Here is a 24,354-nt window from a genome sequence, read left to right on the forward strand (position 1 = left end):
GAAAAAGAAAATGTATAAAGAAACGCCTCGATCTTGAAAAGATCGAGGCGTTTTTCTATGACGATGCGGCGCGGCAAACCGCCCTTTTTCTTGCAAATGACAGGCAGCCGAGAAACGGTTTTCGCCGCTGGAATTCCGGCATCAAACACGCAATAGCTGTATAGCCCGTCAGAACCCTGCCGCGGCCGATCGGCCGGATCATGCCGCGCAGGCGGCGCCAACATCAGAAGAGCGGGGATGACGGCCTCATCACGCAATAAAAGCGTTTGATTGGGTATAGCGCCTTAAAACACTGGCTACGGCCGATCGACCGGTAGATCAGTTGTGAGGATGGAACAGTTTTTCCATCTTTTCGCGGATGCGCTCTTTGCGGCGGGCCGTTTCCTGCGGCTGCGGGATCCAGCGACCGTTTTTCAGCAAAAAGCAATCGCCTTCGGCGGTTTCGGGGGGCAGTTCACCGCGGGGAATGAGTTTCATGGAACCGTCGGGCGTTTCGAAAACGGCAAAAGCTTCTTCGAAACGATCTAAAATATAAAAATCATCGTTCGGTTTCATAACTGAGTTCTCCTCCTTTGATGGTGAAAACCACAGAGCCTTGCTGATCGGTGCGCAGAATGGTGCAATCCAGCTTTTTAAAGCGTTTCATCACGCTGGGGTGGGGGTGGCCGAAAGGATTGTTCAGCCCGCAGCTGATAACGATGAATTTGGGCTGGGCGGCGCTTAACAGATACTTGCTGTTCGAAGTGCTGCTGCCGTGGTGGGCGGCTTTCATCACCGTGACCGGTTCATCGATCAGTTTGGAATAGACCTTCTCGTTGGCTTTTTCGGCGTCGGCCGTCAGCAGAAAGCTATATTCCCCATAGCGCACCAGAAGAACAAGGGAAGTTTCGTTTAAGTTGCTGGTTTCCTGACCTTCGGGCGGGGAAAGCACTTCAAAGGTCACATCGCCCATTTCGAATTTATCGCCCTCTTTGGCATAAACAAGCTCGGCGCCCGTATAGGAAACGCTGCCCAGCATCCCTTCAAAAGTCTGGGTGTTACTGGTGGCGCGGGGCATGACAAAAGTCTTGCAGCCGAAGGCATCCACCACTGCGCCCATGCCGCCGATATGATCGAAATGGGGGTGCGTGGCGAAAATATAAGTGGGTTTTGAAACGCCGTGGGTGTGAAGATAGGTGAGCAGCTGGCCGCGGCTGTCGGGTGTGCCGGCGTCGATGATGGCGGTTTTGCCCGCGCAGGTGAGCAGCATGGCGTCGCCCTGCCCCACATCGATGAAATGCAGCTGAAACTCTTCGGGAGGGGTGGCGCTGACGGGCAGAACGCCCAGCTGTTTGGAAACGACCATCAATGCCATCAGCAGCAGCACAGAAGCCGAGCGCCAAAGGGCTTTTTTCAATTTTTTCTTGCTCATAGTTTCTTGATCAGCCCCATATAGAAACGGATGCCGGAAGCAAAGCTGTCGCAGCGGATGGATTCATCAGCCGCATGAATGCCGGCAAAGGTGGATGGATCGGTATAGAAGGGCATGAAGCGATAGATCGAATCGCTCAGCTTGGTGTAATGCTTGGTGTCTGTGCCCGCGGGCATAATGGCGGGAATCACCGCCAAAGACCCGAAGGTTTCTTTCAAAGTGGCTTCCAGGCGGTCATAACAGGGCCCTTTGGTTTCGGAAACGGCCGAAGGTTCGCTGCCCGAGATCAGTTCCACCGTGACCGGCAGATCGGTCAGCAGCGCTTCCAGATAGCTTTGAACCGATTCCAGCGTGTCGCCCTGCAAAACGCGCACATTCAGTGTGGCGTCGGCTTCTTCGGGCAGCACATTGGCGGCATCGGAACCGCTGGCCTGCGTGGCGGCGAAGGTGGTGTGGAAAAGCGAAGAGATCTGGGCGTTATGCCGCGTGAAATGGAACAGCAGCGGCGATGTATAGGGCAGGTTCGCCACCGCCGCGCGGGAACCGAAATCCATCGCCGGCATGGAATAAGTCATGCACTGGCGCATGACGGGCAGCATCCGTTTATGCATCGGCGCGCCTTCCACGCGGCAGACCGCTTCGCAAAGGATGCCCAGCGCGGTATGCTGGGGCGGCATGGCGGCGTGGCCCGCTTTGGTGCGCGCGGTGAGGCGGAACACGGCGGAGCCTTTTTCGGCCACCCCCACCAAAGCGGCGGGGAACTTGGGGTTGCCCAGATGCGAGGTGGTGATGTTGCTGCCTTCATCCAAAATCATCTCAAAAGAGATGCCTTTTTTCGAAAAATATTCCGCAATGGCGTGAGCGCCCTGCTTGCCGCCGGTTTCTTCATCGATGCCGAAAGCAAAATAAACATCTCGGCCGGGGGTGAAGCCCTGCTCCAGCAGCTCTTCGGCGCTTTCCATCAGGCCGATCACCACATTTTTGCAATCTAAAGCGCCGCGCCCATGCAAGACGCCCTCTTCCACTTCGCCGCAGAAGGGGTCGCGCTTCCATTCCTGGCCGTCGGTGGGCACAACATCCATATGGCCGCAAAATAAAACGGGTTTTCTGCCTTGGGGGTCGGCGCCCTTCCAGCGCAGGATCAAGCTGCCGCCCTGAGGGCGGGTCACCTCAAATTTTGAAAAAACAAGGGGGAACTGCCGCTGCAGCAGCTCTTGCAGCCGGGCAAGGCCGCGGCTGTCGCCGGTGACGGTGGGGATGCGGATGGCTTCGGAAAGATGCTGGATATAGCGCTGCTGGCGTTCCGGCTCGATGGCGGGCAGCACCAGCTCTGAACGGATATGCCGAACGCGCAGGCTCGCGCGCAAAGTGCGCCAAAACAGCAGAAAGATCAGCGCAAGAAACAGCAAGATCAGAACCAGATTGATCAGATGACCGAACCGGGCGTTGAAATTGCTGCAAAAAATCACAAAGGAGGCATAAAGATTATTCAGAAAGGTCATGGATTCCACTCCTGTCATAGGATTCCAAAAAATTCAAAGCGCGCCCGGTATCGCGGGCGATCTGCGCCGTCAGCGCCTGGGGGGTGGGGAACTTTTCTTCGCTTCGCAGATATTTACAGAAAAAAACGCGGGCGGAACGGCCATAAACCTCGCCGCGGAAGGAAAGAATATGGGTTTCCACCGTGGGCTGTGCGGTTTTTAAAAAGGTGGGGCGAAGGCCCACATTGGTCACGGAAGGATAGATCTGCCCTTCCAAAAGGGTCAGCGTGGCATAAACGCCCAGTTTGGGCAAAACGCTGTTGGGGGGCAGCATGCTGTTGATGGTGGGGATGCCCAGGCCCGCGCCGCGGCCGTCGCCGTGGGCGATGACCCCTGCCAGAGAAAACGGGCGCTCAAGCCAGCGGGCCGCCGCTTCCATTTCGCCGTTTTCGATCAGGCGGCGAATTTTGGTGGAGCTGATGGTCTGGCCGTGTTCCTGCAAAGAAGAAACGATGCGGCAGGCAAGCCCACGCTGTTTGCAAAGGCTCTGCAGCAGTTCGGCGCTGCCCGCGGCTTTTGCGCCGAAGCGGAAGTTGCGCCCGCTGCAAAGGCCGCCGCAGTGATAGCGCTCGATCAAAAGGTCGAGAAACGCTTCGGGCGATCGATCTGCAAATTCTTTGGTGAACGGCAGAATCAAAATCGTTTCCATGCCGCAGGCGCGAAAAAGCGCCTTGCGCTCGGCCGGGGTGGTGATGAGCGGCGGCGAAATGCCGCGCAGCACGGTTTGTGGATGGTTTTCATAAGTAAACACGCCGGATCGCTGATGGGTTTCGGCCGCCAGCCTGCGCGCGGCGGCAAGAATGGCGCGGTGACCGATATGAACTCCATCAAAAAAGCCAAGCGCATAAACGACCTGTTGCTCGGGCATAAGTGAATCCGTCCTTTTAAATGGCAAAAATTTTGTGGCAGAAAATGGCGGGCAGACCGATATCCAGCCGGCCGCCGCGCCCCAGCATCAAAAATTCGCCTTGGTGATCATAAACGCGGCAAAGCGCCTCTTCGGGGGGCAGGCTGCCGCCGGTCAAATGCTTCTGGATCAGCGGCGCGCCGTTCAGGGCGCGGGTGCGGCCCTCTTCGTTGAGGGTCACCGCCGGATATTCCGAAAAAACCAGTTCCACCGGCAAAAGAAACGGCGCCAGCGCATCGTTTTCCTGCAAAGCCGCGATTTCTTCCAGAGTGTGGGCGCTTTTCAAATCGAATTGCCCGATCTTTGTGCGGGTGAGGGCGCTCATGGCCGCGCCGCATCCCAGCTTTTGGCCGATGTCGTGGCAAAGGGTGCGGATATAGGTGCCTTTTGAACAGGCCACCGTCATTTGATAAGCGCCATCCGGCCCGCGGCCCGTCAGGGCAAGATGGGTCAGATCGATGAAGCGCGCGTCGCGTTCGATCTCGCGCCCCTCGCGGGCAAGATCATACAGCCGCATCCCGTTTTTTTGAATGGCCGAATACATGGGCGGCATCTGTTCATAACCGCCTTCAAACGAAGCGATGGCCGCGCGAACTTCGTCTTCCGCGCAGTCAACAGGGTGTGTCTCTAAAATTTTGCCCGAAGTATCTTGGGTGTCGGTGATAACTCCCAGTTTAAATTCAGCTTGATATTCCTTATAGGAGGCAGCGGCATATTCGCTGGCGCGGGTGGCGCTGCCCAATAACACCACCAGAAGCCCTTCCGCCATGGGGTCAAGGGTTCCGGCGTGGCCGATCTTTCTTTGGCGAAGGATGCCGCGCAGCTTTGCCACCACATCGTGCGAGGTGAAGCCGCGGCTTTTGTTGACGAGAAGCAGGCCGTTAAGCATGAGCAAGCTCCTGTTCCGCCAACTGCATCAGCAGCGCCAGCGCTTCTTCGGCGCCGCCGTCGGTGGTGAAGCCCGCCGCGCGGGGGTGGCCGCCGCCGCCGAAATGGCCGCAAAGGGCCGAGGCATCGATCAAAGGCCCTGTGCGAACGGAACCTTTATAGCCGCCCGCTTCCAGTTCTGTCAGTGTGATCGAGCATTCAATGCCTTCGATCTGGCGGGGCAGAGAAGAAAGGTTATCCATATCATCGGGGGTGGCGCCGCATTCGGCGATCTGCCGCTGCGAGATCACAACGCCCGCGATGCGCTTGCTTTCAGAAAAACGCAGGTTGCCGAAAAGATAGCGTTCGATAAAGAAACGGCCTTTTGTTTTGGTTTCAAAAAACAGTTTGTTCAGCACACCGAAGGGAACGCCCAGTTCAATGGCCCGGGCCGCGATCTCATGGCAGCGCGGGGTGGTGTTGGGGTAGCAGAAACAGCCGGTATCCGTGGCGATGGCCACATAAACGGCTTCGGCGATCTTGCGGTCGGGCGCAACGGAAAGCGCCAGCGCCAGATCCCAGATCAGCTCGCCCGTGGCGCTGCGGCGGGGCTGGGTGAGAACATTCCGGGCAAACGAAGTGTTGGAACCGTGATGATCCAGCGAAAGATAGATCTCGTTTTCATAAGCGGCTGCGGAATCGGGCAGCAGTTGTGTGGCGGCGATATCCACCGCAACGATCTGCCGCGGCCGAAAGCCTTCCGGGGCCACAAGTTCCTTATAAAGAAACGCATATTTCGGCGTGAATTCTTCGTTGGGGAAAAGGTATGCTGTTTTGCCGCACGCTTTAAGCGTGCGGCAAAGGGCCGCGGCGCTGCCGATGGTGTCGCCATCGGGGCGCCGGTGTGTTAAAATCAGAAACTCGTCTTCCGCCAAAAGAAGCTCTGCCGCATCACTGATCGTCATGGGGGAGTTCCTCCTTCGGTTTCGGCAGGTTATGGATGATTTGGTTGATATGCGCCCCCACGGTGATGGAATCATCCAAAATGAACACCAGTTCGGGGGTATAGCGCAGGCTCAGCTCGTGGGCAAGCTCACGGCGCAGATAGCCGGAAGCCGATTTCAGCCCGCGCATTAATTCTTTTTCGTTATAATCGCCTAACACGCTGATGAACACTTTGCACCAGCGCAGATCGCCCGAAACTTCACATCTCACAATGCTCAGCAGGCCGCCGCTGATGCGGGGGTCTTTCACGGTGCGGATCAATGAGGATAGGCTGCGCATCACTTCTTCGCTGATGCGGTCGATACGGTTGGAAGCCATAGGAACCTCCTTTTCGCAAACAAGGCCTTTCGAAACGGGGAAAGGAACTTACTGTTTGATTTCTTCCATGATGAAGGCTTCGATGATGTCGCCTTCCTTCAAATCGTTATATTTCTCAAAGCTCATGCCGCATTCAAAGCCGGTGGCCACTTCTTTGGCGTCGTCTTTGAAACGCTTCAGGGTGGAAAGCACACCTTCATGCACAACGATGCTGTCGCGCACGATGCGAACCTGGGCCGAACGCTGCATTTTGCCATCCAGCACATAGCAGCCGGCGATGGTGCCCACGCCCGAAACCTTGAAGGTCTGGCGAACTTCCGCGTGGCCAAGCACCACTTCTTTATATTTCGGGGCCAGCATGCCCTTCATGGCCGATTCGATTTCTTCGATGCAGTCATAGATGATGCGGTAGGTGCGGATATCCACATCCAGCCGCGCCGCGTTTTCGGTGGCGCCGGCGTCGGGGCGCACATTGAAGCCCACGATGATCGCGCCGGAAGCGGAAGCCAGCATCACATCGGATTCGTTGATGCCGCCCACGCCGCTGTGGATCACGCGCACACGCACTTCTTCGTTGGAAAGCTTTTGCAGCGAAGCGGAAACCGCCTCGGCGCTGCCCTGCACATCGGCTTTCACAATGATGTTCAGGTCTTTCATTTCGCCTTCCTGGATATGCGTGAACAGGTTTTCCAAAGTAACTTTTTCCTGCATTTTGGCGCGTTCGTCTTTTTCTTCGGTTTTGCGCTGTTCAGCCAGTTCACGGGCCATGCGTTCATCTTCAACGGCATAGAACAGGTCGCCCGCTTCGGGCACTTCGGAAAGGCCGACGATCTCGACAGGCACAGAGGGGCCGGCCTGTTCGATCTTCTGCCCGCGGTCGTCGTTCATGGCGCGCACGCGGCCAACGGTTTTGCCCGCGATGACGATGTCGCCCGCGTTGAGGGTGCCGTTCTGGATGAGCACGGTGGCCACAGGGCCGCGGCCCTTATCCAGCTTGGCTTCGATGACGGTGCCTTTGGCGCGGCGGTCGGGGTTGGCCTTAAGCTCCTGCATATCGGCGGTGAGCAGAACCATTTCCAAAAGGTCGTCGATGCCGGTATGTTTCAAAGCCGAGATGTTGCAAACGATGGTGTCGCCGCCCCATGCTTCGGGAACCAGTTCATATTCCGTCAGCTGCTGTAAAACGCGGTCGGGGTTGGCGTTTTCTTTATCGATCTTGTTCACAGCCACGATGATCGGCACATTGGCCGCTTTGGCGTGGTTGATGGCTTCCACCGTCTGGGGCATGATGCCGTCGTCGGCGGCCACCACCAGAATGGCGATATCCGTCACCTGAGCGCCGCGGGCGCGCATGGAAGTAAAGGCGGCGTGGCCGGGGGTATCGAGGAAGGTGATATAGCGGTCGTTGAGCTTGACGCGGTAAGCGCCGATATGCTGGGTGATGCCGCCGGCTTCGCCCGAAGTGACATGGGCGTTGCGGATGGCATCCAGAAGGGAAGTTTTGCCGTGGTCAACATGGCCCATCACCACCACAACGGGGCTGCGGGGCTGCAGGTTTTCTTCCACATCGGTGCTGTCGTCGATCAGTTTTTCTTCGATGGTGACAATGACTTCTTTTTCGACCTTCGCGCCGAATTCTTCGGCAACGACACAGGCTGTGTCAAAATCGATGGTCTGGGAAACATTGGCCATCACGCCCAGCTTCATCAGCTGTTTGATCACATCGGCCGCGGTCTTTTTCAGGCGCATTGCCAGCTCGCCCACATTGATCTCATCGGGAATCAGCACTTTCAGCTGGGCTTTTTTGGCGCGTTCCAGCTGCAGGCGTTTCAGCTTTTCCTGTTCTTCCTGCCGTTTTTTGTTGCTGACAAAAGCGTTTTTCTTGTCGGAATTGCGCTTGATCTTCTGCTTGTTCTGGCTCTGGGTCATCTTGGTGGCCTTTTCGGGAACAAGCGTATCAAGGCGTTCGTCATATTTTGCCAGATCTACAGAAGAACCGCGGGTATCCACCACGGTGATGCGGGGGGCTTTTGTGGCGGCTGCCTGGGCTGCCTGCGCAGACTGTGCAGACTGTGCGGGCTGGGCTGCGGGGGCCTTTTGGGCTGTTTCCCCTGTGGTGGCTGCGGGGGCGTGTTCTTGTTCATATTTGCGCATACGGGCTTCCATTTCCTCCTGACGCTTTTTGGCGGCTTCGGCAACAGGCGCAAAAACCTGATCCAGTGATTCCACCTGGTTATGCTGGGTGAGATAATCGAAAACTACATCCAGCTCGTTTTCCTGCAGGGCCTGAGCGTTGCTTTTCGGGGCCTGCAAATAGTTACCGAGGATCTCGGTAATTTCTTTGTTGGGTTTGCCAAAATCTTTGGCGACATCGCTTACGCGGTATTTTATCATCATAGGTTAGTTTCCCCCTTTGTTGCGTGGTTGGTTGGTGCCGCGGCCTGCCTGGGGCCGTTTGGAAGGTGCCTGCGAAAACTTTCGGCCCTGCGGTTTTCCGCCGCGTTCGAACGGCTTTTTCTCGCCGTTTGCGCCGCCGCGAGAGAACGGGCGGTCGCCATACTGGGCAGGCTTTTTATCGCCGCGCTCAAACGGCTTTTTCTCGCCGTTTGCGCCGCCGCGAGAGAACGGGCGGTCGCCATATTGGGCAGGCTTTTTGTCGCCGCGCTCAAACGGTTTTTTCTCGCCGTTTGCGCCGCCGCGAGAGAACGGGCGGTCGCCATACTGGGCAGGCTTTTTGTCGCCGCGCTCAAACGGCTTTTTCTCGCCGTTTGCGCCGCCGCGAGAGAACGGGCGGTCGCCATATTGGGCAGGCTTTTTGTCGCCGCGCTCAAACGGTTTTTTCTCGCCGTTTGCGCCGCCGCGAGAGAACGGGCGGTCACCATATTGGGCAGGCTTTTTGTCGCCGCGTTCAAACGGCTTTTTCTCGCTCTGAACGGGCTGTTTCTTTTCGCCGTTCTGCGGGGCTGCCTGTTTGGCGGCTGTGCGGTCTATTTTTTTCTGCTTGCGCCGTTTTTCACGATCCTGCTTTTCCTGCAGCAGGGCGGTTTCTTCTTCCAAACCGAGCTTTTGCGCCAGAGAAAGGGCAAAACCGGTGTTGGTCACAGCGGCCACGGCGCAGGTGCGCATGCCAAGCGCGACACCCAGCGCTGTTTTATCGGTGGGCAGCGTGACCACGGGAAGATGAAACTGCGAAGCGATATTTTTGGCCTGCGCGCGGGTGTTGCCCGCGGCATCTTCAGTGATGAGGATCAGGCGGGCCATATGGTTGCGCGCCGCGTCATAAGCGGGCTCACTGCCGCATTCCAGATCTCCGGCTTTTTTCATCAGCCCGAGAAACGAGAGAAATTGATTATCCATGTTCCACCTCTTCCTCGGCGATCTGCCGGCGCAATGTTTCATAAACTTCTTCGGGAATTTCGCATTCCAGCGCCCGCGCCAGTGCACGGGATTTGATGGCTTTTTCTAAACAGGCGGTGCTTTTGCAAAGATAAGCGCCTCTGCCGGATACTTTGCCGCGGCTGTCATAAACGATCTGGCCCTCCGGCGTGCGTGTGATGCGGCAAAGCTGCGGTTTTTCTTTTTGCGTGCGGCAGGCCACACATTGGCGCACCGGGATTTTTTTTGGCATCGTAACAGCCTCCTTCTCAATTAAATATGTTGCAAATCAAACTACTGTGCGTTTTCTTCGGAAGGTTCGGCTGTTTCAGCGGGCTGTTCTTCGGTTCCGGCGGCTGCCAACAGGTCTTCGGCCTGAGAACGGGGCTTGATATCGATTTTGCGGCCGGTGAGTTTCGCGGCCAGGCGGGCGTTCTGCCCTTCTTTGCCGATGGCCAGCGAAAGCTGATCATCCGGCACAACAACGCTGCAGCTTTTGCCATCGGCCATTGCGGTGACCAAAAGCACATCGGCCGGCGAAAGGGCTTCGGCCACAAACTGAACAGGGTCGTCGGAATATTTGATGATATCGATTTTTTCGCCCTGCAGTTCTTCTACGATGGCGCCCACGCGGCTGCCGCGGGGGCCCACACAGGCGCCGATGGGATCGACATTTTCATCTGTGCTGGAAACGGCGATCTTTGTGCGGCTGCCGGCTTCGCGGGCGATGGAATTGATCACGACGGTGCCGTCGTGGATCTCGGGAACCTCCAGTTCAAACAGGCGTTTCACAAGGCCGGGATGGGTGCGCGAGATGACGACCTGAGGGCCTTTCATGCCGCGGCGCACTTCCACCAGATAAACCTTGATGCGGTCGCCTTCTTCAAACGATTCGTTTTTGGCCTGCTCGCCGGCGGTGAGCATCGCTTCTGTTTTGTCGCGCCCGGTGCCGATCTCGATGATGAGGTTGCCATAGCGCGGGTCAACGCGTGTCACAAGGCCGTTGAGGATCTCATGCTCTTTTGAAGCGAATTCATCGGCTACCATGCCGCGTTCGGCTTCGCGGATGCCCTGGATGATGACCTGCTTCGCGGTTTGGGTGGCGATGCGGCCAAAAGCGGAAGCATCGATATCGATGCGGATATCATCGCCGATCTCGCAGAGGGGCGAATGTTTCGCGGCGTCTTCCAAAGAGATCTCGGCCGCGGGGTTTTCCACATAATCGGTAACGCGTTTGATGGCGTGCATGGAAATGGCGCCTGTTTCGGGGTTGATATCCACGAAAACATTGTCAGAGGCGGTGTTCTGCGCATCTTTTTTATAGATGGCTTTGTAAGCGGCGGCCAAAGCCTGTGAAATGCGTTCGAGCATATAATCTTTTTTAATGCCCTTTTCTGTCTCAAGGTCGGCCAGGGCCTTGATGAGTTCGGTGTTCATGGTTGCAATCGCTCCTTATTTGTCTTTCATTTTTGTAAAATCGAAATGCTGGCGGCAAGAGGCTATTTCTTCCAAGGGGAAGATGGTCTGGTTCAAGGTCAGCGTCTGACCATCAAAGGCTTCCAAAACGCCGATCTCGGCTTTTTTGCCGTTATGGGGTTTATAGAAAGTCACTTCCACTTCTTTGCCGACAGCCCATTGATAATGCCGGGGAAGGCGCAGGGCGCGTTCAAGCCCCGCGGAAGAAACGCAGAGGGTATATTCGGGCAAACTGTCGAATTCAGGCGCATCCAGAAGCGGGTCGATGGCGCGGCTGACGGCTTCGCATTCGCTGATATCCACGGCGGGATCTTTATCAATGGTCACGGTGAGCAGATAGCGAGGGCCTTCTTTTTCAAAGGTGATATCCCAAATCGAAACGCCCGCTTCGGCGGCAGGCTTTTCGCACATGGCGGCCACACGGCGCAAAAGTTCTTTTGTTTGCATAAGCTCCCCTCCTAAAAGATGCTTTATCAATAAGAAAGAGTGGGTTTCCCCACTCTCCTTGTCAACATACTTCATTAATGATAACAGTATAGCATTGCGGCAAATAAAAAGCAAGAGAAAACATGGCCTAAAACGCGGAAAATCAAAAAGAAAGGGGAAGAAAAGTTTAAAAAAATTCTCATTTCTCCGTTTTTCGGCCTGTTAGGCCGATTTTTGTTACGCTTCCATATGCCGGCCCAAAACGCCGGCCATCGCCTGGCAGAGTTTTGCCTCGGTTTCGCCGCCCAAAGCGGCCGAAGCATCGCCCAGCAAAGCCACGCTGCCAAGGATATCGCCGCTGCAAAGAATGGGGCAGGCGCAAAGCAAGAGGCAGCTTTCGTTTTCGGCGCAAAGGCTCATGCCGCCGTCGCCGTTTTGCTTTTTATAGATCTGGCGGCTTTCCATCAGGCTTTCCAGCTTTTCGGAAAGCGACTTTTCAAGGATATCGCGTTTCAAACCGCCCGAAGCGGCGATCACGGTGTCGCGGTCGGTCACCGCCGCCGTCAGCCCCGTGGTTTTGTTCAAAGCGTCGCAGATATCCATGGCAAATTCGCCCTGATCGCCCAGCAGCGAATATTTTTTAAAGATCACCACGCCGTCTTTATCGGTGAAAATTTCCAGCGGGTCGCCCTCGCGAATGCGCAGTGTGCGGCGGATCTCTTTGGGGATCACCACGCGGCCCAGATCGTCGATTCTTCTCACAATGCCTGTTGCTTTCATATTTTTCAAACCTTCCTTGTTTGCATATTAAATCATCCGCTTCAGCCGCCGCGCTGTGTCGCGCGGCGTTTTGCGTTGGAATTTGTGATTATTATTTGCGCGAGATACCAAGTTATACTGTCATTTCCAGAAAGGTTGATTTTTGGGATTTTGTTTAAAACAGCGATAAAAACGGAAAAAAGCATACAGACAGAAAAGAAAAACCCTGCGGTTGACATCATGTAATATTTTGGATACAATGGCAATATATTGAAAAAGGTGGTTTGAGAATGAAAAAGAGAATATTTTGTTTTTTGTTGGCGGCGCTCATGATGGGCAGCACATTCATATTTGCCGCTGGCACATCCCGCTTCAAAGATGTCCCGAATAATTTCTGGGCAACAGAGTCGATTGAGGCCCTTGCTTCCGGTGGGCTGGTCAGCGGCTACGGTAATGGTAAATTTGGCCCGTATGACACCTTCCAAATCGACCACATGGCAACTATCATCTGTAATGCTAAGGGTTACACCTGCGGCGAGAAGGATGGTTATTGGGCATATGGCGCTCTCGACTATTGCATCAACACCTTAAAGTGCCTGCCGTCACAGGGCAACATTACCTCTGTCAATTATGATAAGGCTTGTTCCCGCGAGTTAGCTATTTATATGCTGATGAAGGCGTTGGGCCCCAATGCCACGGAAAAGTATCGGGCGGTTGAAGCGACTGACATCCCCGACTTTGCTTCAATCTCTGAAGATTTCCGCCAGACAATCCTTGAGGCTTATCGCTTTGGCATCACAATCGGTGTGGATAACAAGGGGACATTCAATCCTAAAAGCAATCTGACCCGTGCCCAAATTGCGGTAATGATGCATCGCGCCGGTTATACAAAGGCCGCACAGAAGCCCGAAACAACAGAAACCACCGCTACAAACCCGCAGTTGTATGAAAAAATCAAAACACTGGGCGTCTGGACGGAAAGTCAACTTAATAGCTGCCAGATTCTTACGGCGAAAGACCCTAAGTATGGACGGCTTGAAGTGACCTACTCCAACTCGACTGGGAAGTTGTTTATTGAGGCTCCGGAAACCAACCGCAGTGTATGGTTCAAAGACGCAAACACCATGGTAGATGTTAATGGTAAAAAGGTGGAGGATGAACTGAATAGCGCTGGCGTTATGGTCTGCTCAACCGGTTTTGGCTATGAAGCACGGCAGCTCACTCTCAAGGTTTTGAAAATCATCTATCCGAAAAGCTACATGGATGCTTATGGAGCATTCAAGTCCGCACTGATGGAAGAGGCTTATGAGTATGGTTTCTGTGAGAGAGCATCAACTCTTCGTTGGTATGACGGAAGAACATTCCTGTGTGAACTGTCGGGGTATCCGTCCAATATTTATAGCATCACCATCAGCGAGGCAAACGACACGGCTAACTATAATCAGCAGAAATCCGTACCTGCATCTGGTATGCGACGGTCGTTTCCTTACTACATCGGTTCTAAAGAGAAAGCGGCCATTGCCTACGAATATAGCAAGTGGTAAAAACACAATCTAATGGCATATCAAGAAGGAAGGGGGGAGGTTTCCCCCCTTTTGTTTTTCATCATTGAAGAGAATTATTCAACAATAATTAACACAAAGAAGAAGGAGTGTGTAAAATGAAAAAGCCAATTTGGACCAAGTTTTTGTCAGTGATACTGGCATTTATCACTATGGTTCCTTTATTTCCGGTTACAGCGTTTGCAGCAGACCCTCCGCCTGCTGCAAACGAGACCGCCCTTGGATATATTGGCCTGTCTGTAACGCCGATGATTGGCGGCTACGGTTCAAATTACCTAAATCAAGCGCAACGGCAAAGAAAAAGGGCCTGCCGCCTGTTTTCTCAGACGGCAAGCCCTTTTTATAATGGGTGGGTTGATTAAATCATTGCCATGGTGCAGATGGTGCAGGATTCATGCGGGGGAATTTGAAACTACTGTTTTGCTCCGGTCAGATAGCGTTCCACAATAGCGGAAGCTTCGGCGCGGGAAAGGCTGTCGCCGGCGCGGAGCATTTTGTGTTCATCGCCGCCGATGATTTTCTGTTCCACAGCCCAGTTCATGGCTTCATGGGCGAAGGTGCTGATCTTGGCGGTATCGCCGAAATTCGCTTCGGCCATCCGGCCCTTCGCTTGGGGGGAACCTTCCAAACGCCAGAGCATGGTCATAAATTCTTCGCGCGTCATGTTGCTCAGCGGCGCAGAGCCATCTGAAATGTTGGCGTGCAAAGCCCAGCTGCGTGCGCCGTCATACCAGTTCTTCCCGGCGGCGTCTTCCTGGCCGGCCATGCGTTCCAGCACAGCCCAGCACATGGCGCGCTGCATGGGCAGCGCCTCATCAAAGCGGTTCGGCTGGGTTCCTTGAAACAGTTCGCGCGCGGCAACAAAAGTGATCGCCTGCGCGGCCCAATCGTTTTCAGAAACATCGACAAATGCTTTTTTGTTTTCTTCAAAGGTTACCACCGCGCCGCTTTTGACGGAAAGCTTCACGGTTCCGTTGGCGGCAAAAGCGGAGGGCAGAATTTTGCCATCGACCTTCACCACAAGCGCGGCCTGATCCAAAGCGGTGCTGCCCTGCTTCAGAACGCGATCGGCGGGGATGGCGATATCCACCTGCGGCAAAGCAACCGATTGGCCGCCCTTTTCTGCCGAAAGGGTCAGTTCTTTAATATAATTACCCGTTTCACTCTTTTTCATGTTTGCTCTGACGGTCAGTTCACCGGAAGCGGGAAGCGCCGCAACGGCTTCTTTGGGCAAAACCATCGAAAGCGACGGTGCGCTCAGCTTCAGATCTTCTTTCTTTTGCAGAACGCTTGCGGGGATGGCGGCGGTGACCTGGGCGTCTTTGCCCGCCTTGTCTTCGCCTGTGATGCGCACTTCCTGCGAGGGCGTTTTTTCGGGGGCGTCGTCTTCGGCGGCGTTGATCACATTCACCGTCAGTTTTAAGGGCTTTGTATAACGCACAGCGTCATAGGTTTTGCCCGCGGCGGTCATGGGAAAACGCACCTGTTCCAGCGTCAGTTCGGCTTTGCCCACAGAAACGGCGGTCAGCATGCCGTTTTCCGCTTTTACCACAGAAGGGTCAGAAGATTTCACGCTCAGCGCCTGTGTCTGCGGTGCGGTGTGGTTATCAAACAGAATGGCGGGGGCGGCTGTGGTGCCCATTCTCATGGTTCCCACCGAAAAACGCCTCGCCACATCTTCGCCCGAATAGGCCATGGAAACCGTGACGGGCGGTTTTAGGAATTTCTTTGTGTTGATCCAATATTTCGTGATGGAATCTATTTTGTTCAGCGGCGCGGTGAATACAGAATCGCCCGCTTCGTTTTTGGTGGAAGAACCGATCTGGTTGTCATATTTATCGCGGCATTCTACGAAAAACACTGTCTCGCCGGGGATCTTCGCCGTAACGGGCAGCGAAGAAAGATTGCCGCCGGAAAGAGTGGCCAAATCAAATTCCACTTTTGTATCCACATGAAAATTTGCTGTGTCGCCATCATAAAAATGGAAGTTCAAGACTCCGGCGGGGATCACTTCATCCTTTTCCGTGCCTGACTGACGCAGAGTGACTTCCGCGGTGAGAAAATCGGCGCCTTGGAAAGTGCCGTCGTTTGCCACACGGAAAGAGAAGGTGTTGCCGCTCACAGAAAGATCCGATGCGCTCAGCCCGGCAGCGGCATTGCCGTTCAAAGCGTTTTTGAGGTCGATTTTCACCGCAGGGTCCAGCGCCACCGGTGCGCCTGCCGCGGTGACAAGGCTTCCTGTGATGACAGAAGATTTCCGCTCGGCGCTTTTGCTGTCGATCTTCACAAAAAGATCGTCTGTGGTCAGGCTGGCGTGGTAATCGGCATCCTGCTGAAAGTGAGCGGGCAGCGCCAGATTATAATTGAAGATCGAACCTACCGAAAAATCATAATAACTGAAAGTGACCATGAGCTTTTCGATGGTATCCAGGGGAGGGCCGAATTTTCGATCTTCAAACGCGAAGCTTGCTTCTTTGGTGTTTGCGCCAAAACCTACCGTGATTCCCGGAATCCCTTCGGATGTGGTGAAAGTGATGCCGCCTTCACTATATCCGGATTCCGTCTGAGCGTTCAGCACTTCTTCAACGCCCAGAACCTCGGGGATTTCTGCGGTGACGGTGCCGCCCGCACTGGGGCCGGTGATCTGCATGGTTTCGCGCTGGGGCAGCGATTGGCTGTTGGCTTCGATGATGCATTTTTCTTTGCCGGCCATCACCACCTGCATATATTTTGAAATGGCGCTGATATCGGTGATATGGTTGGCGTTGAGTTTGATATAGTTCAAATGTTCCAGCGATTTCAGGCATTCCACATCTTCATTGACCAGATCGTTGCTTTCGATGCTGATATATTGAAGGCCCGTCATATCTGCCAAAGCTTCAACGGGCAGATGGGCGCGGCCGCGGTTGGCGTAATGAAGGTCGAAAAAAGTGACATTTTTCAGCGGTTTCAGCGGGGTGATATCCCAGATGCTGTTGTTATACAGATCCAGATGGATCAGTTGGGTCAGCCCGCCCAGAGGGGCGAGTTCCAAAATATTATTGCGGTGAAGGTCTAAATAAGTAAGGTTCTTCAGCCCTGCCAGCGGCGAAAGGTCGCTGATCCAGTTGTCGCTGAGCGCAAGGCTTTTCAAATTGACGGCATATTGAAGCCCTTCCAGGCTTTGAATGCCGTGATTATGCGCAGGATTGTCGCTGATATTCCCTTCTGCGGGCAGATAGGGCATTTTACTGCTGGAAAGCCCCAATAACCCAAAGACAGAAGAAGCATCCTCATCTCTGGCGGTTTCGATCGCTGCGGCATCGCCGCCTGTGAGCAGCGCCATTTCTTCTTTTGTGATGGCCTGATCGTCTTTGCGCGTTGTTTTTTGGATGTCGGCCAGTTTCTGGTTGATCACGGTGCGCAGCACAGGGTCGGGCACCACATTGCCAGCGGCGGCATCTGCCGCTTTTGCCGCCGGGATCGCCCACGGCATCAGCAAAAACAGACAGAGGACCAAGCCGAGCAGTCTTATGCTTTTTTTCATCGGTTTTTCATTCTTCCTCTCTTTTTAGTGACATGTCAACTTCAATTATTACGAAAGCTTTACAACCTGTCAAGAAAATCGGCACTTCATTTGAATTTACAATAGGGGCATTGCTTCTTATTTGTATAGCAAATAATTACATTTTTAAAATTTATCACCGATTTGCTATTTCAAATATTCCTCATTCGTGTGATTTTAATAAGAAATAAAAATGAAACAAAGTTGCGGCGATATTCAAACAGAGAGAGAAAAACAAAAAAACAGCCCGCAGGATTTCCCGATCTCGCAGAGCGGAAAATCTTGCGGGCTGTTAAGAGGGAAACGAAACGGTTTAGCCCAGCCGCAGGTGAGCAACGCGGCAGAAAATGGCGGAACCGTGGTCTAACGCATGGTGGTCGAAGGCCATATCTTTATGGTGCAGCCCGGGGGAAGCGTTGGCGCCCAGGGCGATATAGCTCGCGTCGCAGCCCAGCTTTTTGGCAAACCAGTGAAAATCTTCGCCGCCGGGGTTGCTCAAATCGGGGATCAGCCCATCTTCGCCCAGCACATCGATAATGGCCTTGCGGCAAAGATCGATGCTTTTTTGTGTGTAGATGGCGGCGGGAACATAGCCGCTTTCGATGCTGACGGCCTCTGCGCCGATGGCCTTCACCGAATAGGTCACGGCATTGCGCATTTTTTCCAGAAGGCGATCCATCTCGTCGTTATCCTGGCAGCGGATATCGATGGCCATGGTGATCTCATCGGGGATGATGTTCATGGAACCCGCCCCCACCTGAAGCTGCGTCACTTTGAGGGAATGCACCACGCGGGGGTTGCCGTGGATGGCGTTGATGGCGTTCACGGCCAAAACGGCGGCATCCACCGCGTTGACCCCCAGGTGGGGTCGTGCGCCGTGGGCGGTGAGACCGCGGATCTTCACATGGGTGGGCGCGCCGGCGCTGTGATACATGGCCGCCGCCGCATGGCCCACGGTGGTGTCGTCAACGGGGCGGATATGCATGCCGATGATTTCATCCAAATCGTTGACAAGGCCGCTGTCGATCACGGTCAGGGCGCCATAAAGGGTTTCTTCGCCCGGCTGAAAGATGATATAAAGCTTGCCGGTTTGGATACCGTCTTCGGCGATCTGGCGCGCGGCGGCCATCAGCATGGAAGAATGGGCGTCATGGCCGCAGGCGTGGCGGTATTCGGTGTGGCCGTCGATTTCGAAAGCCAGGGCATCCATATCGGCGCGCAGGCCCAGAACGGGGCCGGGGTTTCCGCTTTCCAGAACGCCGATCACGCCGGTGGAGCCGCCCACATGGCGGATGACGCGGTAGCCGTATTTCTCCAGTTCATCGGCTAAAAACGCAGAGGTGCGATGCTCGGCAAGCCCGATCTCGGGCATAGCGTGCAGCGCTTGAAAAACTTCATGCACATAATTGGGGTGATCCATAAGCCACGATCCTTTCTGATAGTCGAATTTCTGTTTCCATCATACAACAAAAAGCCTCTTCTTTCAAAAAGAAAAGGCTTTTGTTTTAAAATTTATGCTTTTGCAATGGCCACGATCACGCGGATGCACCCGCCGGCGGGGAACCCCTGCTGATCGTAATAACCCGTCAGCGAGAACCGTGAAACATCCGCTATGGTGGAAAGATTCACGGCGGTATAGCTGCCGTCGGGCAGCTTTTGAACGATCTGCACACCATCGGCCAAAGGATAGGTCACGCTGCCCGCCGAAGCCGAAAGCGCGCCGATCTGGGTGAGCGAAACCGAAGCGAGGTTTTTCATGCCGCTGATCTCGCCGTCTTCATAGCGCAGAAGAACGCCGCCCTTGGATACATTATAAATGCTGCTGTCGCTGCCGGTGCGGCCGATCTTGCCGTTTGCCAGATATTCATAGCTGCCCGAAACACTGGTGCCGCTGCCCGAAATTTCGGTGACAGAGGTGAGCAGGCCATAGGTGAACGCGTCGCCGGTGGCGTCTTTCAAGATCATGCGGCATATTTTGCCTTCGGTGTCCAGCTGATACCAAAGCACCTGTGTTTCCGTCAGCGCGGCCCCCGCCAGGCGGGCGGGATAAACTTTGCAGAATTCGCCGGTGGAAGAAACCTCGATGATCTCGGGGGAAGCTGAGAAAGCAAGGGTGCCCAGCGCCGTGCCCGAAGCGTTCACCACGCCGTTGAGCCCGCGCCCGCTCAGGCCGGAAACCGTTTGCTTTGCGTTGGGGTAAGAAACCGAGATCAGCGCGTTTTTCTCATATTCGGTGGAACCTGTGCCATATTGGCGAACCACGCCGTCTGTGCAGACCACCCGCGCCATCGATTCGGCGTGAACGGCCCCGTTTGCATCGGTATAGCTTTGGGTGCCGGAAGCGATCACCACGCCATATTGAGTCTGCTCGGTTTCGGAAACGGCGATCACATCACACACGGCGCCGTTTTTATCCAGCAGCAGGGTGACGCTGTCGCCCGGGGCAAAGCCGCCCAGAGAAGAAAGCTTATAGACTGCCGAAGAAGTGCCCAGCGAATAGGTGTTGCCCGCCACGGTAACGGAAGAAGGCGCGGCGGTGTTGGGCGAAGCGGCGGTATAGACGCCCGAAACGCGGCTGCGATAAAGCCAGACGGTGCGCATGTTTTTGCTGTAATAATAAACATCAAAAACAGAAGCGTCGCCCAGCGAAGCGGTTTTGCCGTTGAGAAAGACCATGGAACCCGCGGCGTCAAAAGGCAGCGCCGCTGCCAGAGTCTGGCCGCTTTGCAGCACATAGGGGCCGTTCATCTCTTTGGCCACCAGCGAAGCGTAATCCAGTTGCCCCGCGGCGTTGACCGAATAGCCGAGGCCCGCGGCATAGATCTGCCCCGCCTGGGTCTGGGCGGTCATCATGTTATAAAAAAGATACATGCAGTCCGTGCGGCTCATGATCTGGCTGCGGGTCTTGGAAACGCCGTCGTCTAAACCGAGGGCGGCATATTTGGCCAGCTGTGCCGAAGGATAAGTGCCCGGCAGCTTTTCAGAGGTATAGCCCAGCAGCCGCAAAACAGCCGTGGCGGCTTCTTCCAGCCTGATGGTGCTGTCGGGGTGGAAAGTGCCGTCGGTATAACCGATGAACCAGCCCTGTTCCACCGCAATGCGGATATATTCCACCGCCCAGTGGTTTTGCTTTACATCTTTAAAAAGCGAAATGCCCGAAGAGGTGCCCACCGTATCGCGGAAGGAAGAAGCGGCCACCATCATTTTGGCGAATTGGGCGCGGGTCACATTCTGGGTCAGGTTCATCCGGCCGTTTTCATCGCCTGTCATGATGCCCAGCGCGCGGATGGTCTGCAAAACCGTTTCCGAAGAATCGGCGGCGCGGGCGGCGGGCATCAGAAAAAGGGATGCGCAGAGGCAAAGGCTCAGCAGAGCCGAAAGGTATCGTTTCATAAAACTGTCTTCCTCCTTAATCATAGCGCAGCGCGTCGATGGGGTTGAGCACCGCGGCCTTTTTTGCGGGCAGATAGCCAAACAGAATGCCGATGCCCGCCGAGATGCCGAAAGCCAGCAAAACCGAGGGCAGCGAAGGCGTCACCGGCAGGTTCACATCCCACACCATGGTGATGACCTGTGTGGCGATGGAAGAAAGCCCATAACCCAGAGCAATGCCGATCACCCCGCCCAAAGCGCTGGTGGTGGCGGCTTCAATGACGAATTGCGACATGATATAGCGTTCTTTGGCGCCAAGCGCCTTGCGAATGCCGATCTCACGGGTGCGCTCGGTAACAGAAACCAGCATGATGTTCATAATGCCGATGCCGCCCACCACCAAAGAAATGCCCGCGATGATCGCCAGAACAGAGATCATAATGTTGATCATGCTGGTCATGGTGTCAAGCACTTCGCTCATGCTGATGACGGAATAGGCGTTGTCGTCTTCAAAAACATCATAAAGCTCGTCTTCCACCACTTTTTTGCTGGCGGAAGCCTGATCTTCATCGGTGACGGTGAGAATATAGCTGCTGATGCGCGTGGTGCCCAGGCGGGCCGCCGTGCTGTATGGCAGATAAACGGCGTCGTCTGTTCCGCCCTCTTCGCTGTCGGCTTCTTCTTTTAAAACGCCCACAATGGTGAAAGCGGTTCCGTTGATCTTCAGCGTGCCGCCAAGGGCCTTGCCGTCGAACCATTCTTTGTTGATATAGCTGCCCACCACACAAACATGCTTGCGCCTGTCGATATCGATGAACTGAAGCCCGCGGCCCGATTCCACGGTATATTGCTTGATCTCGAAATAATCTTCGCTGACCCCGGTGACCGTGGCCGAAGAAGCGGTCTCATCGCCGATCTTCACCGTGCTCGACATCATGGTGGCCGTGGGCGAGAGCAGCGCCAGCTCTTTGGGGTGGTCTGCCACGATCTGATACATATCCTCCACAGAAACATTGCGCGAAGAGCCGCGCCCCGTGATCATCACGGTGAGGGTGTTTGTGCCAAGGCTTGCGAAGCTGTCGCGCATATAAATTTCCATGCCGTTGCCCAGCCCCACGATCACGATCACGGCGGTCACGCCGATGATGATGCCCAGCATCGTTAAAAAGGTGCGCATTTTGCTTGAAAAAATGTTTTTCAGCGCCAGTTCGAACGATTCAAAAAAATTCAAAGCGCCGTCACCTCTTCCTCGGTTTCTTCGGGGATGGCCGCCACGGAAGCGGGGGTGGGCGCGCCCTGGGCCGGGCCGTCATAGACCACGCGGCCGTCTTCCAGGCGGATGATGCGCTGGGCCGTGGAAGCAATGGCGTTGTCATGGGTGATGAGCACGATGGTGTTGCCGGCCTTATGCAGGCGGCGCAGGATCATCAGCACTTCGCGCCCCGTGTGGGAATCCAGCGCGCCGGTGGGTTCATCGGCCAAAATCAGCGCGGGCTCGCCCACCAGAGCGCGGGCGATGGAAACGCGCTGCTGCTGGCCGCCCGAAAGCTGGTTGGGCCGGTGCTTGATCTTGTCGCTCAGGCCCACCTTTTCCAAAGCGGCGGCCGAGCGCCTGCGCCGTTCGGCTTTGGGAACGCCCGCATACATCAGCGGCACTTCCACATTTTCCTGCAAATTGATCTTGGGCAGCAGGTTATACTGCTGAAAAATAAAACCGATCTTTTCGTTGCGGATCTCGGCCAGTTCGTTTTTGTTCATGTCGCCCACATTGCGCCCATCCAAAAGATAATCGCCGTCGGTGGGCACATCCAGACAGCCGATGATGTTCATGCAGGTGGATTTGCCCGAACCCGATTGGCCCACGATGGCCACAAATTCGCCGGGATAGATCTTCATGGAGATCTCATCGGCGGCTTTCACCACGGAATCGCCCATGGTGTAATATTTGCAGACTTTGCGAAATTCGATCAGTGGGTTCATTGTTTGCCTCCGCCGCCGTTGCCGGAAGAAGGCGCCTGGCCTCCCTGCGGCGCCTGGCCGCCCTGAGGCTCGCCATCCTGCGGGGCGCCGTCGGGCCCGCCCATGTTCATGGCGTTTTCAAAACTGCTGGTGGAAGAAGCCCGCTTATAGGCGATCTTGTCGCCCTCTTTCAGGCCGCTTGTGATCTCGATATAATCATCATCGCTGATGCCCGTGACCACATCCACATATTGATAGCCTTCGGGCAGATCGGAAACTGCCGGCTGGCTTTTGTCCGTTTGGCTGCTGCTGTTGTCATCGGCGGTTTTTTTGTCGGCGGTTTTTTCTGTGGTCTGATCCGCCTTCACCAAAACGCGGTTTCCGCGCGAAACGGCGGCCACGGGAACCGTGAGCACATTTTCTCGCTTTTCCACCAGAATTTTGGCATCCACATTCATGCCGGGCAAAAGGCCTTCCGTCTCGTCGATCTGAACGGTCACGGGATAGGTGGTCACGCCGTTTGTGGTGGTGCCTTGAATATTCACTTTGGTCACCTTGCCCTGATAGGTCTTGCCTTCCGCCGCGTCGGCGGTGATGGTGACATCCTGCCCCACGGCCACCTGGTTGATATCCAGTTCATCGATAGACATGGTCATGGTCAAATAAGAAAGGTCATAGATCGTGCAGAGAGTTTTGCCCGATTCCAAAGTATCCCCTGCCTTATAGGCTTTGTCGATGATGGTGCCCTTGATGGGGGAAGTGATGGTGTAAGAATCCACGCGGTCCTGCTGGCTGTTGACGGAAAGCTCGGCGTTGCGCACGGCGTCGGAAGCGTTTTGGATCTCGTCGTCCAGCGTGTCGCTGCTCAGCACCAGCAGGGTCTGGTTTTTTGAAACGATGCTGCCTTCCGAAACATTCAGCCGGGCCACCTCGCCCGAAACCTTTGCGATCACGGTGCTTTCGCTTTTATAGGTGAATGAAGCGCTCTGGGCGCATGCCGCGCCGCCCACCGAAGCGGTGGCCAGCTGCGAATTGGAAAGGCCGCCCGGGTTATGCACCTCGATGGTCACATTTTTCACGATGCGGTTGCCCGAAAGAACGGAAGTGGCCGTGCTGATCTTGGTCACTGTGCCCGAAAGGGTTTCAAATGAACCATCCAGCGTGACGGAAGCGTTCTGGCCCGCATAAAAATTCTGGGCGTCATCCGATAAGAAAGGCAGGGTGATGCTCATGGTTCCGCTGTCGCGCAGGGTGGCGACGGTTTGGCCCGCCGAAACGGAATCGCCCACATCCACGGCAAGGCTGAGGACTGTGCCCGCGCCGGAAGCTTTGACATTCAGATCATTTTTGCTTTCCAGCTTTTTCTGATAGTTCCGCTGGGCCTGCGCCAAAGAAAGCCGCGCCGTTTCGATGCTGTTGGAAGCATCTGAACTGTCGATGACATAAAGAACGGTATCTTTTTCGATGATATCGCCCTCTTCGAAATTGGCCGAAACGATATCGCCCTCTAAAAGCGAGGTGATGGTGTAAGAATCCGCCGGGGCCAAAGAGCCGCTGCTGCTCAGCACGGAAGAAACGGTGCGGCGCTCTACGGCGGCGGTTTCATAATCGGCGGCGCCCGACGCGTTTTTGTTTTGATTCAAACGAGGGATGATCACCGCGGCCGCCACGGCGGCAATGGCCAGGGGGATGATCCATTTTTTGCGGCCTTTGAAACCGCGCTTCCTTTTCTTTTTCGGCGGGGCTTCAGGGGCAGCCTGCGCCGCCGTTTCCGCCGCCGTTTCCGCGGGGGCTTCGGCGGGCTGCAGAGGTTCCGATACTGTGTTTGCCAT

Annotated in this window: 21 protein-coding genes; 2 read left to right on the top strand and 19 right to left on the bottom strand. The window is 55.2% G+C overall.

Annotation, left to right across the window (positions count from 1 at the left end):
- Positions 1 to 318: 318 nt before the first annotated feature.
- The 13 genes from ACJA3I_RS03750 to ACJA3I_RS03810 all read right to left on the bottom strand — a co-directional run bounded on the left by ACJA3I_RS03750 (position 319) and on the right by ACJA3I_RS03810 (position 12,106).
- The gene (locus tag ACJA3I_RS03750; RefSeq protein WP_458863435.1) at positions 319 to 555 is read right to left on the bottom strand and encodes a DUF3006 domain-containing protein; all 237 of its coding nucleotides are present in this window, start codon (positions 553 to 555) and stop codon (positions 319 to 321) included.
- Complete coding sequence (locus tag ACJA3I_RS03755) at positions 539 to 1,411, bottom strand: ComEC/Rec2 family competence protein (RefSeq protein WP_458863436.1); 873 nt, start codon at positions 1,409 to 1,411, stop codon at positions 539 to 541. Before ACJA3I_RS03755 ends, ACJA3I_RS03750 begins: the two co-directional genes overlap by 17 nt.
- Positions 1,408 to 2,913 (bottom strand): M20/M25/M40 family metallo-hydrolase, encoded by a 1,506-nt coding sequence (locus ACJA3I_RS03760; RefSeq protein WP_458863437.1) that lies wholly within the window; start codon positions 2,911 to 2,913, stop codon positions 1,408 to 1,410. Before ACJA3I_RS03760 ends, ACJA3I_RS03755 begins: the two co-directional genes overlap by 4 nt.
- Entirely contained in the window at positions 2,897 to 3,820 is a 924-nt protein-coding gene (ribF, locus tag ACJA3I_RS03765; RefSeq protein ID WP_458863438.1) for a riboflavin biosynthesis protein RibF, read from the bottom strand. Before ribF ends, ACJA3I_RS03760 begins: the two co-directional genes overlap by 17 nt.
- A 16-nt stretch (positions 3,821 to 3,836) precedes the next feature.
- Positions 3,837 to 4,748: a tRNA pseudouridine(55) synthase TruB gene (gene truB / locus ACJA3I_RS03770; RefSeq protein ID WP_458863439.1), complete on the bottom strand. Its 912-nt coding sequence runs from the start codon at positions 4,746 to 4,748 to the stop codon at positions 3,837 to 3,839.
- Positions 4,741 to 5,691 (bottom strand): DHH family phosphoesterase, encoded by a 951-nt coding sequence (locus ACJA3I_RS03775; RefSeq protein ID WP_458863440.1) that lies wholly within the window; start codon positions 5,689 to 5,691, stop codon positions 4,741 to 4,743. The genes truB and ACJA3I_RS03775 overlap by 8 nt, the downstream gene beginning before the upstream one ends.
- Positions 5,678 to 6,049 (bottom strand): 30S ribosome-binding factor RbfA, encoded by a 372-nt coding sequence (gene rbfA / locus ACJA3I_RS03780; protein ID WP_458863441.1) that lies wholly within the window; start codon positions 6,047 to 6,049, stop codon positions 5,678 to 5,680. The genes ACJA3I_RS03775 and rbfA overlap by 14 nt, the downstream gene beginning before the upstream one ends.
- 48 nt (positions 6,050 to 6,097) lie before the next feature.
- Positions 6,098 to 8,446: a translation initiation factor IF-2 gene (gene infB / locus ACJA3I_RS03785; RefSeq protein WP_458863442.1), complete on the bottom strand. Its 2,349-nt coding sequence runs from the start codon at positions 8,444 to 8,446 to the stop codon at positions 6,098 to 6,100.
- 3 nt (positions 8,447 to 8,449) lie between these two features.
- On the bottom strand, positions 8,450 to 9,406 hold the full coding sequence (locus ACJA3I_RS03790; RefSeq protein ID WP_458863443.1) for a L7Ae/L30e/S12e/Gadd45 family ribosomal protein: 957 nt from the start codon (positions 9,404 to 9,406) through the stop codon (positions 8,450 to 8,452).
- Positions 9,399 to 9,677 carry an RNase P modulator RnpM gene (gene rnpM, locus ACJA3I_RS03795; protein ID WP_458863444.1) on the bottom strand — a complete coding sequence of 93 codons (279 nt, stop codon included), beginning with the start codon at positions 9,675 to 9,677 and terminating at the stop codon, positions 9,399 to 9,401. Before rnpM ends, ACJA3I_RS03790 begins: the two co-directional genes overlap by 8 nt.
- A gap of 41 nt (positions 9,678 to 9,718) precedes the next feature.
- Complete coding sequence (nusA, locus tag ACJA3I_RS03800) at positions 9,719 to 10,861, bottom strand: transcription termination factor NusA (RefSeq protein WP_458863445.1); 1,143 nt, start codon at positions 10,859 to 10,861, stop codon at positions 9,719 to 9,721.
- A 15-nt stretch (positions 10,862 to 10,876) separates the two neighbouring features.
- Positions 10,877 to 11,347 (bottom strand): ribosome maturation factor RimP, encoded by a 471-nt coding sequence (locus ACJA3I_RS03805; protein WP_458863446.1) that lies wholly within the window; start codon positions 11,345 to 11,347, stop codon positions 10,877 to 10,879.
- A 216-nt stretch (positions 11,348 to 11,563) separates the two neighbouring features.
- Positions 11,564 to 12,106, bottom strand: coding sequence for a stage V sporulation T C-terminal domain-containing protein (locus tag ACJA3I_RS03810; protein WP_458863447.1), 543 nt, complete (start codon positions 12,104 to 12,106; stop codon positions 11,564 to 11,566).
- Between the two features lie 269 nt (positions 12,107 to 12,375).
- Here ACJA3I_RS03810 and ACJA3I_RS03815 point away from each other — a divergent pair, with 269 nt between their 5' ends.
- Positions 12,376 to 13,629 carry an S-layer homology domain-containing protein gene (locus ACJA3I_RS03815; protein WP_458863448.1) on the top strand — a complete coding sequence of 418 codons (1,254 nt, stop codon included), beginning with the start codon at positions 12,376 to 12,378 and terminating at the stop codon, positions 13,627 to 13,629.
- Between the two features lie 116 nt (positions 13,630 to 13,745).
- Complete coding sequence (locus tag ACJA3I_RS03820) at positions 13,746 to 14,009, top strand: hypothetical protein (RefSeq protein ID WP_458863449.1); 264 nt, start codon at positions 13,746 to 13,748, stop codon at positions 14,007 to 14,009.
- Positions 14,010 to 14,059: 50 nt separating this feature from the next.
- On the opposite strand, the gene ACJA3I_RS03825 is transcribed toward ACJA3I_RS03820, so the two are convergent.
- The 6 genes from ACJA3I_RS03825 to ACJA3I_RS03850 form a co-directional block, all read right to left on the bottom strand.
- A complete protein-coding gene (locus ACJA3I_RS03825; RefSeq protein WP_458863450.1) occupies positions 14,060 to 17,173 on the bottom strand; it encodes a leucine-rich repeat domain-containing protein in 3,114 nt (1,037 codons plus the stop codon).
- Between the two features lie 331 nt (positions 17,174 to 17,504).
- A complete protein-coding gene (locus ACJA3I_RS03830) occupies positions 17,505 to 18,611 on the bottom strand; it encodes an amidohydrolase (RefSeq protein WP_458863451.1) in 1,107 nt (368 codons plus the stop codon).
- Between the two features lie 92 nt (positions 18,612 to 18,703).
- Complete coding sequence (locus ACJA3I_RS03835; RefSeq protein WP_458863452.1) at positions 18,704 to 20,584, bottom strand: S-layer homology domain-containing protein; 1,881 nt, start codon at positions 20,582 to 20,584, stop codon at positions 18,704 to 18,706.
- 16 nt (positions 20,585 to 20,600) lie between these two features.
- Positions 20,601 to 21,740: an ABC transporter permease gene (locus tag ACJA3I_RS03840; protein ID WP_458863818.1), complete on the bottom strand. Its 1,140-nt coding sequence runs from the start codon at positions 21,738 to 21,740 to the stop codon at positions 20,601 to 20,603.
- Between the two features lie 50 nt (positions 21,741 to 21,790).
- Positions 21,791 to 22,543: an ABC transporter ATP-binding protein gene (locus tag ACJA3I_RS03845; RefSeq protein ID WP_458863453.1), complete on the bottom strand. Its 753-nt coding sequence runs from the start codon at positions 22,541 to 22,543 to the stop codon at positions 21,791 to 21,793.
- Positions 22,540 to 24,354: an efflux RND transporter periplasmic adaptor subunit gene (locus ACJA3I_RS03850; protein ID WP_458863454.1), complete on the bottom strand. Its 1,815-nt coding sequence runs from the start codon at positions 24,352 to 24,354 to the stop codon at positions 22,540 to 22,542. The genes ACJA3I_RS03845 and ACJA3I_RS03850 overlap by 4 nt, the downstream gene beginning before the upstream one ends.

It is taken from the genome of Acidaminobacterium chupaoyuni (assembly GCF_047936785.1).
Taxonomy (GTDB): domain Bacteria; phylum Bacillota; class Clostridia; order Oscillospirales; family Butyricicoccaceae; genus Acidaminobacterium; species Acidaminobacterium chupaoyuni.

What these genes read in the sequence shown, in the direction of transcription:
- ACJA3I_RS03750 (WP_458863435.1), bottom strand. Translation starts at nt 555, where the DNA reads ATGAAACCGAACGATGATTTTTATATTTTAGATCGTTTCGAAGAAGCT.
- ACJA3I_RS03755 (WP_458863436.1), bottom strand. Translation starts at nt 1,411, where the DNA reads ATGAGCAAGAAAAAATTGAAAAAAGCCCTTTGGCGCTCGGCTTCTGTG.
- ACJA3I_RS03760 (WP_458863437.1), bottom strand. Translation starts at nt 2,913, where the DNA reads ATGACCTTTCTGAATAATCTTTATGCCTCCTTTGTGATTTTTTGCAGC.
- ribF (WP_458863438.1), bottom strand. Translation starts at nt 3,820, where the DNA reads ATGCCCGAGCAACAGGTCGTTTATGCGCTTGGCTTTTTTGATGGAGTT.
- truB (WP_458863439.1), bottom strand. Translation starts at nt 4,748, where the DNA reads ATGCTTAACGGCCTGCTTCTCGTCAACAAAAGCCGCGGCTTCACCTCG.
- ACJA3I_RS03775 (WP_458863440.1), bottom strand. Translation starts at nt 5,691, where the DNA reads ATGACGATCAGTGATGCGGCAGAGCTTCTTTTGGCGGAAGACGAGTTT.
- rbfA (WP_458863441.1), bottom strand. Translation starts at nt 6,049, where the DNA reads ATGGCTTCCAACCGTATCGACCGCATCAGCGAAGAAGTGATGCGCAGC.
- infB (WP_458863442.1), bottom strand. Translation starts at nt 8,446, where the DNA reads ATGATGATAAAATACCGCGTAAGCGATGTCGCCAAAGATTTTGGCAAA.
- ACJA3I_RS03790 (WP_458863443.1), bottom strand. Translation starts at nt 9,406, where the DNA reads ATGGATAATCAATTTCTCTCGTTTCTCGGGCTGATGAAAAAAGCCGGA.
- rnpM (WP_458863444.1), bottom strand. Translation starts at nt 9,677, where the DNA reads ATGCCAAAAAAAATCCCGGTGCGCCAATGTGTGGCCTGCCGCACGCAA.
- nusA (WP_458863445.1), bottom strand. Translation starts at nt 10,861, where the DNA reads ATGAACACCGAACTCATCAAGGCCCTGGCCGACCTTGAGACAGAAAAG.
- ACJA3I_RS03805 (WP_458863446.1), bottom strand. Translation starts at nt 11,347, where the DNA reads ATGCAAACAAAAGAACTTTTGCGCCGTGTGGCCGCCATGTGCGAAAAG.
- ACJA3I_RS03810 (WP_458863447.1), bottom strand. Translation starts at nt 12,106, where the DNA reads ATGAAAGCAACAGGCATTGTGAGAAGAATCGACGATCTGGGCCGCGTG.
- ACJA3I_RS03815 (WP_458863448.1), top strand. Translation starts at nt 12,376, where the DNA reads ATGAAAAAGAGAATATTTTGTTTTTTGTTGGCGGCGCTCATGATGGGC.
- ACJA3I_RS03820 (WP_458863449.1), top strand. Translation starts at nt 13,746, where the DNA reads ATGAAAAAGCCAATTTGGACCAAGTTTTTGTCAGTGATACTGGCATTT.
- ACJA3I_RS03825 (WP_458863450.1), bottom strand. Translation starts at nt 17,173, where the DNA reads ATGAAAAAAAGCATAAGACTGCTCGGCTTGGTCCTCTGTCTGTTTTTG.
- ACJA3I_RS03830 (WP_458863451.1), bottom strand. Translation starts at nt 18,611, where the DNA reads ATGGATCACCCCAATTATGTGCATGAAGTTTTTCAAGCGCTGCACGCT.
- ACJA3I_RS03835 (WP_458863452.1), bottom strand. Translation starts at nt 20,584, where the DNA reads ATGAAACGATACCTTTCGGCTCTGCTGAGCCTTTGCCTCTGCGCATCC.
- ACJA3I_RS03840 (WP_458863818.1), bottom strand. Translation starts at nt 21,740, where the DNA reads ATGCGCACCTTTTTAACGATGCTGGGCATCATCATCGGCGTGACCGCC.
- ACJA3I_RS03845 (WP_458863453.1), bottom strand. Translation starts at nt 22,543, where the DNA reads ATGAACCCACTGATCGAATTTCGCAAAGTCTGCAAATATTACACCATG.
- ACJA3I_RS03850 (WP_458863454.1), bottom strand. Translation starts at nt 24,354, where the DNA reads ATGGCAAACACAGTATCGGAACCTCTGCAGCCCGCCGAAGCCCCCGCG.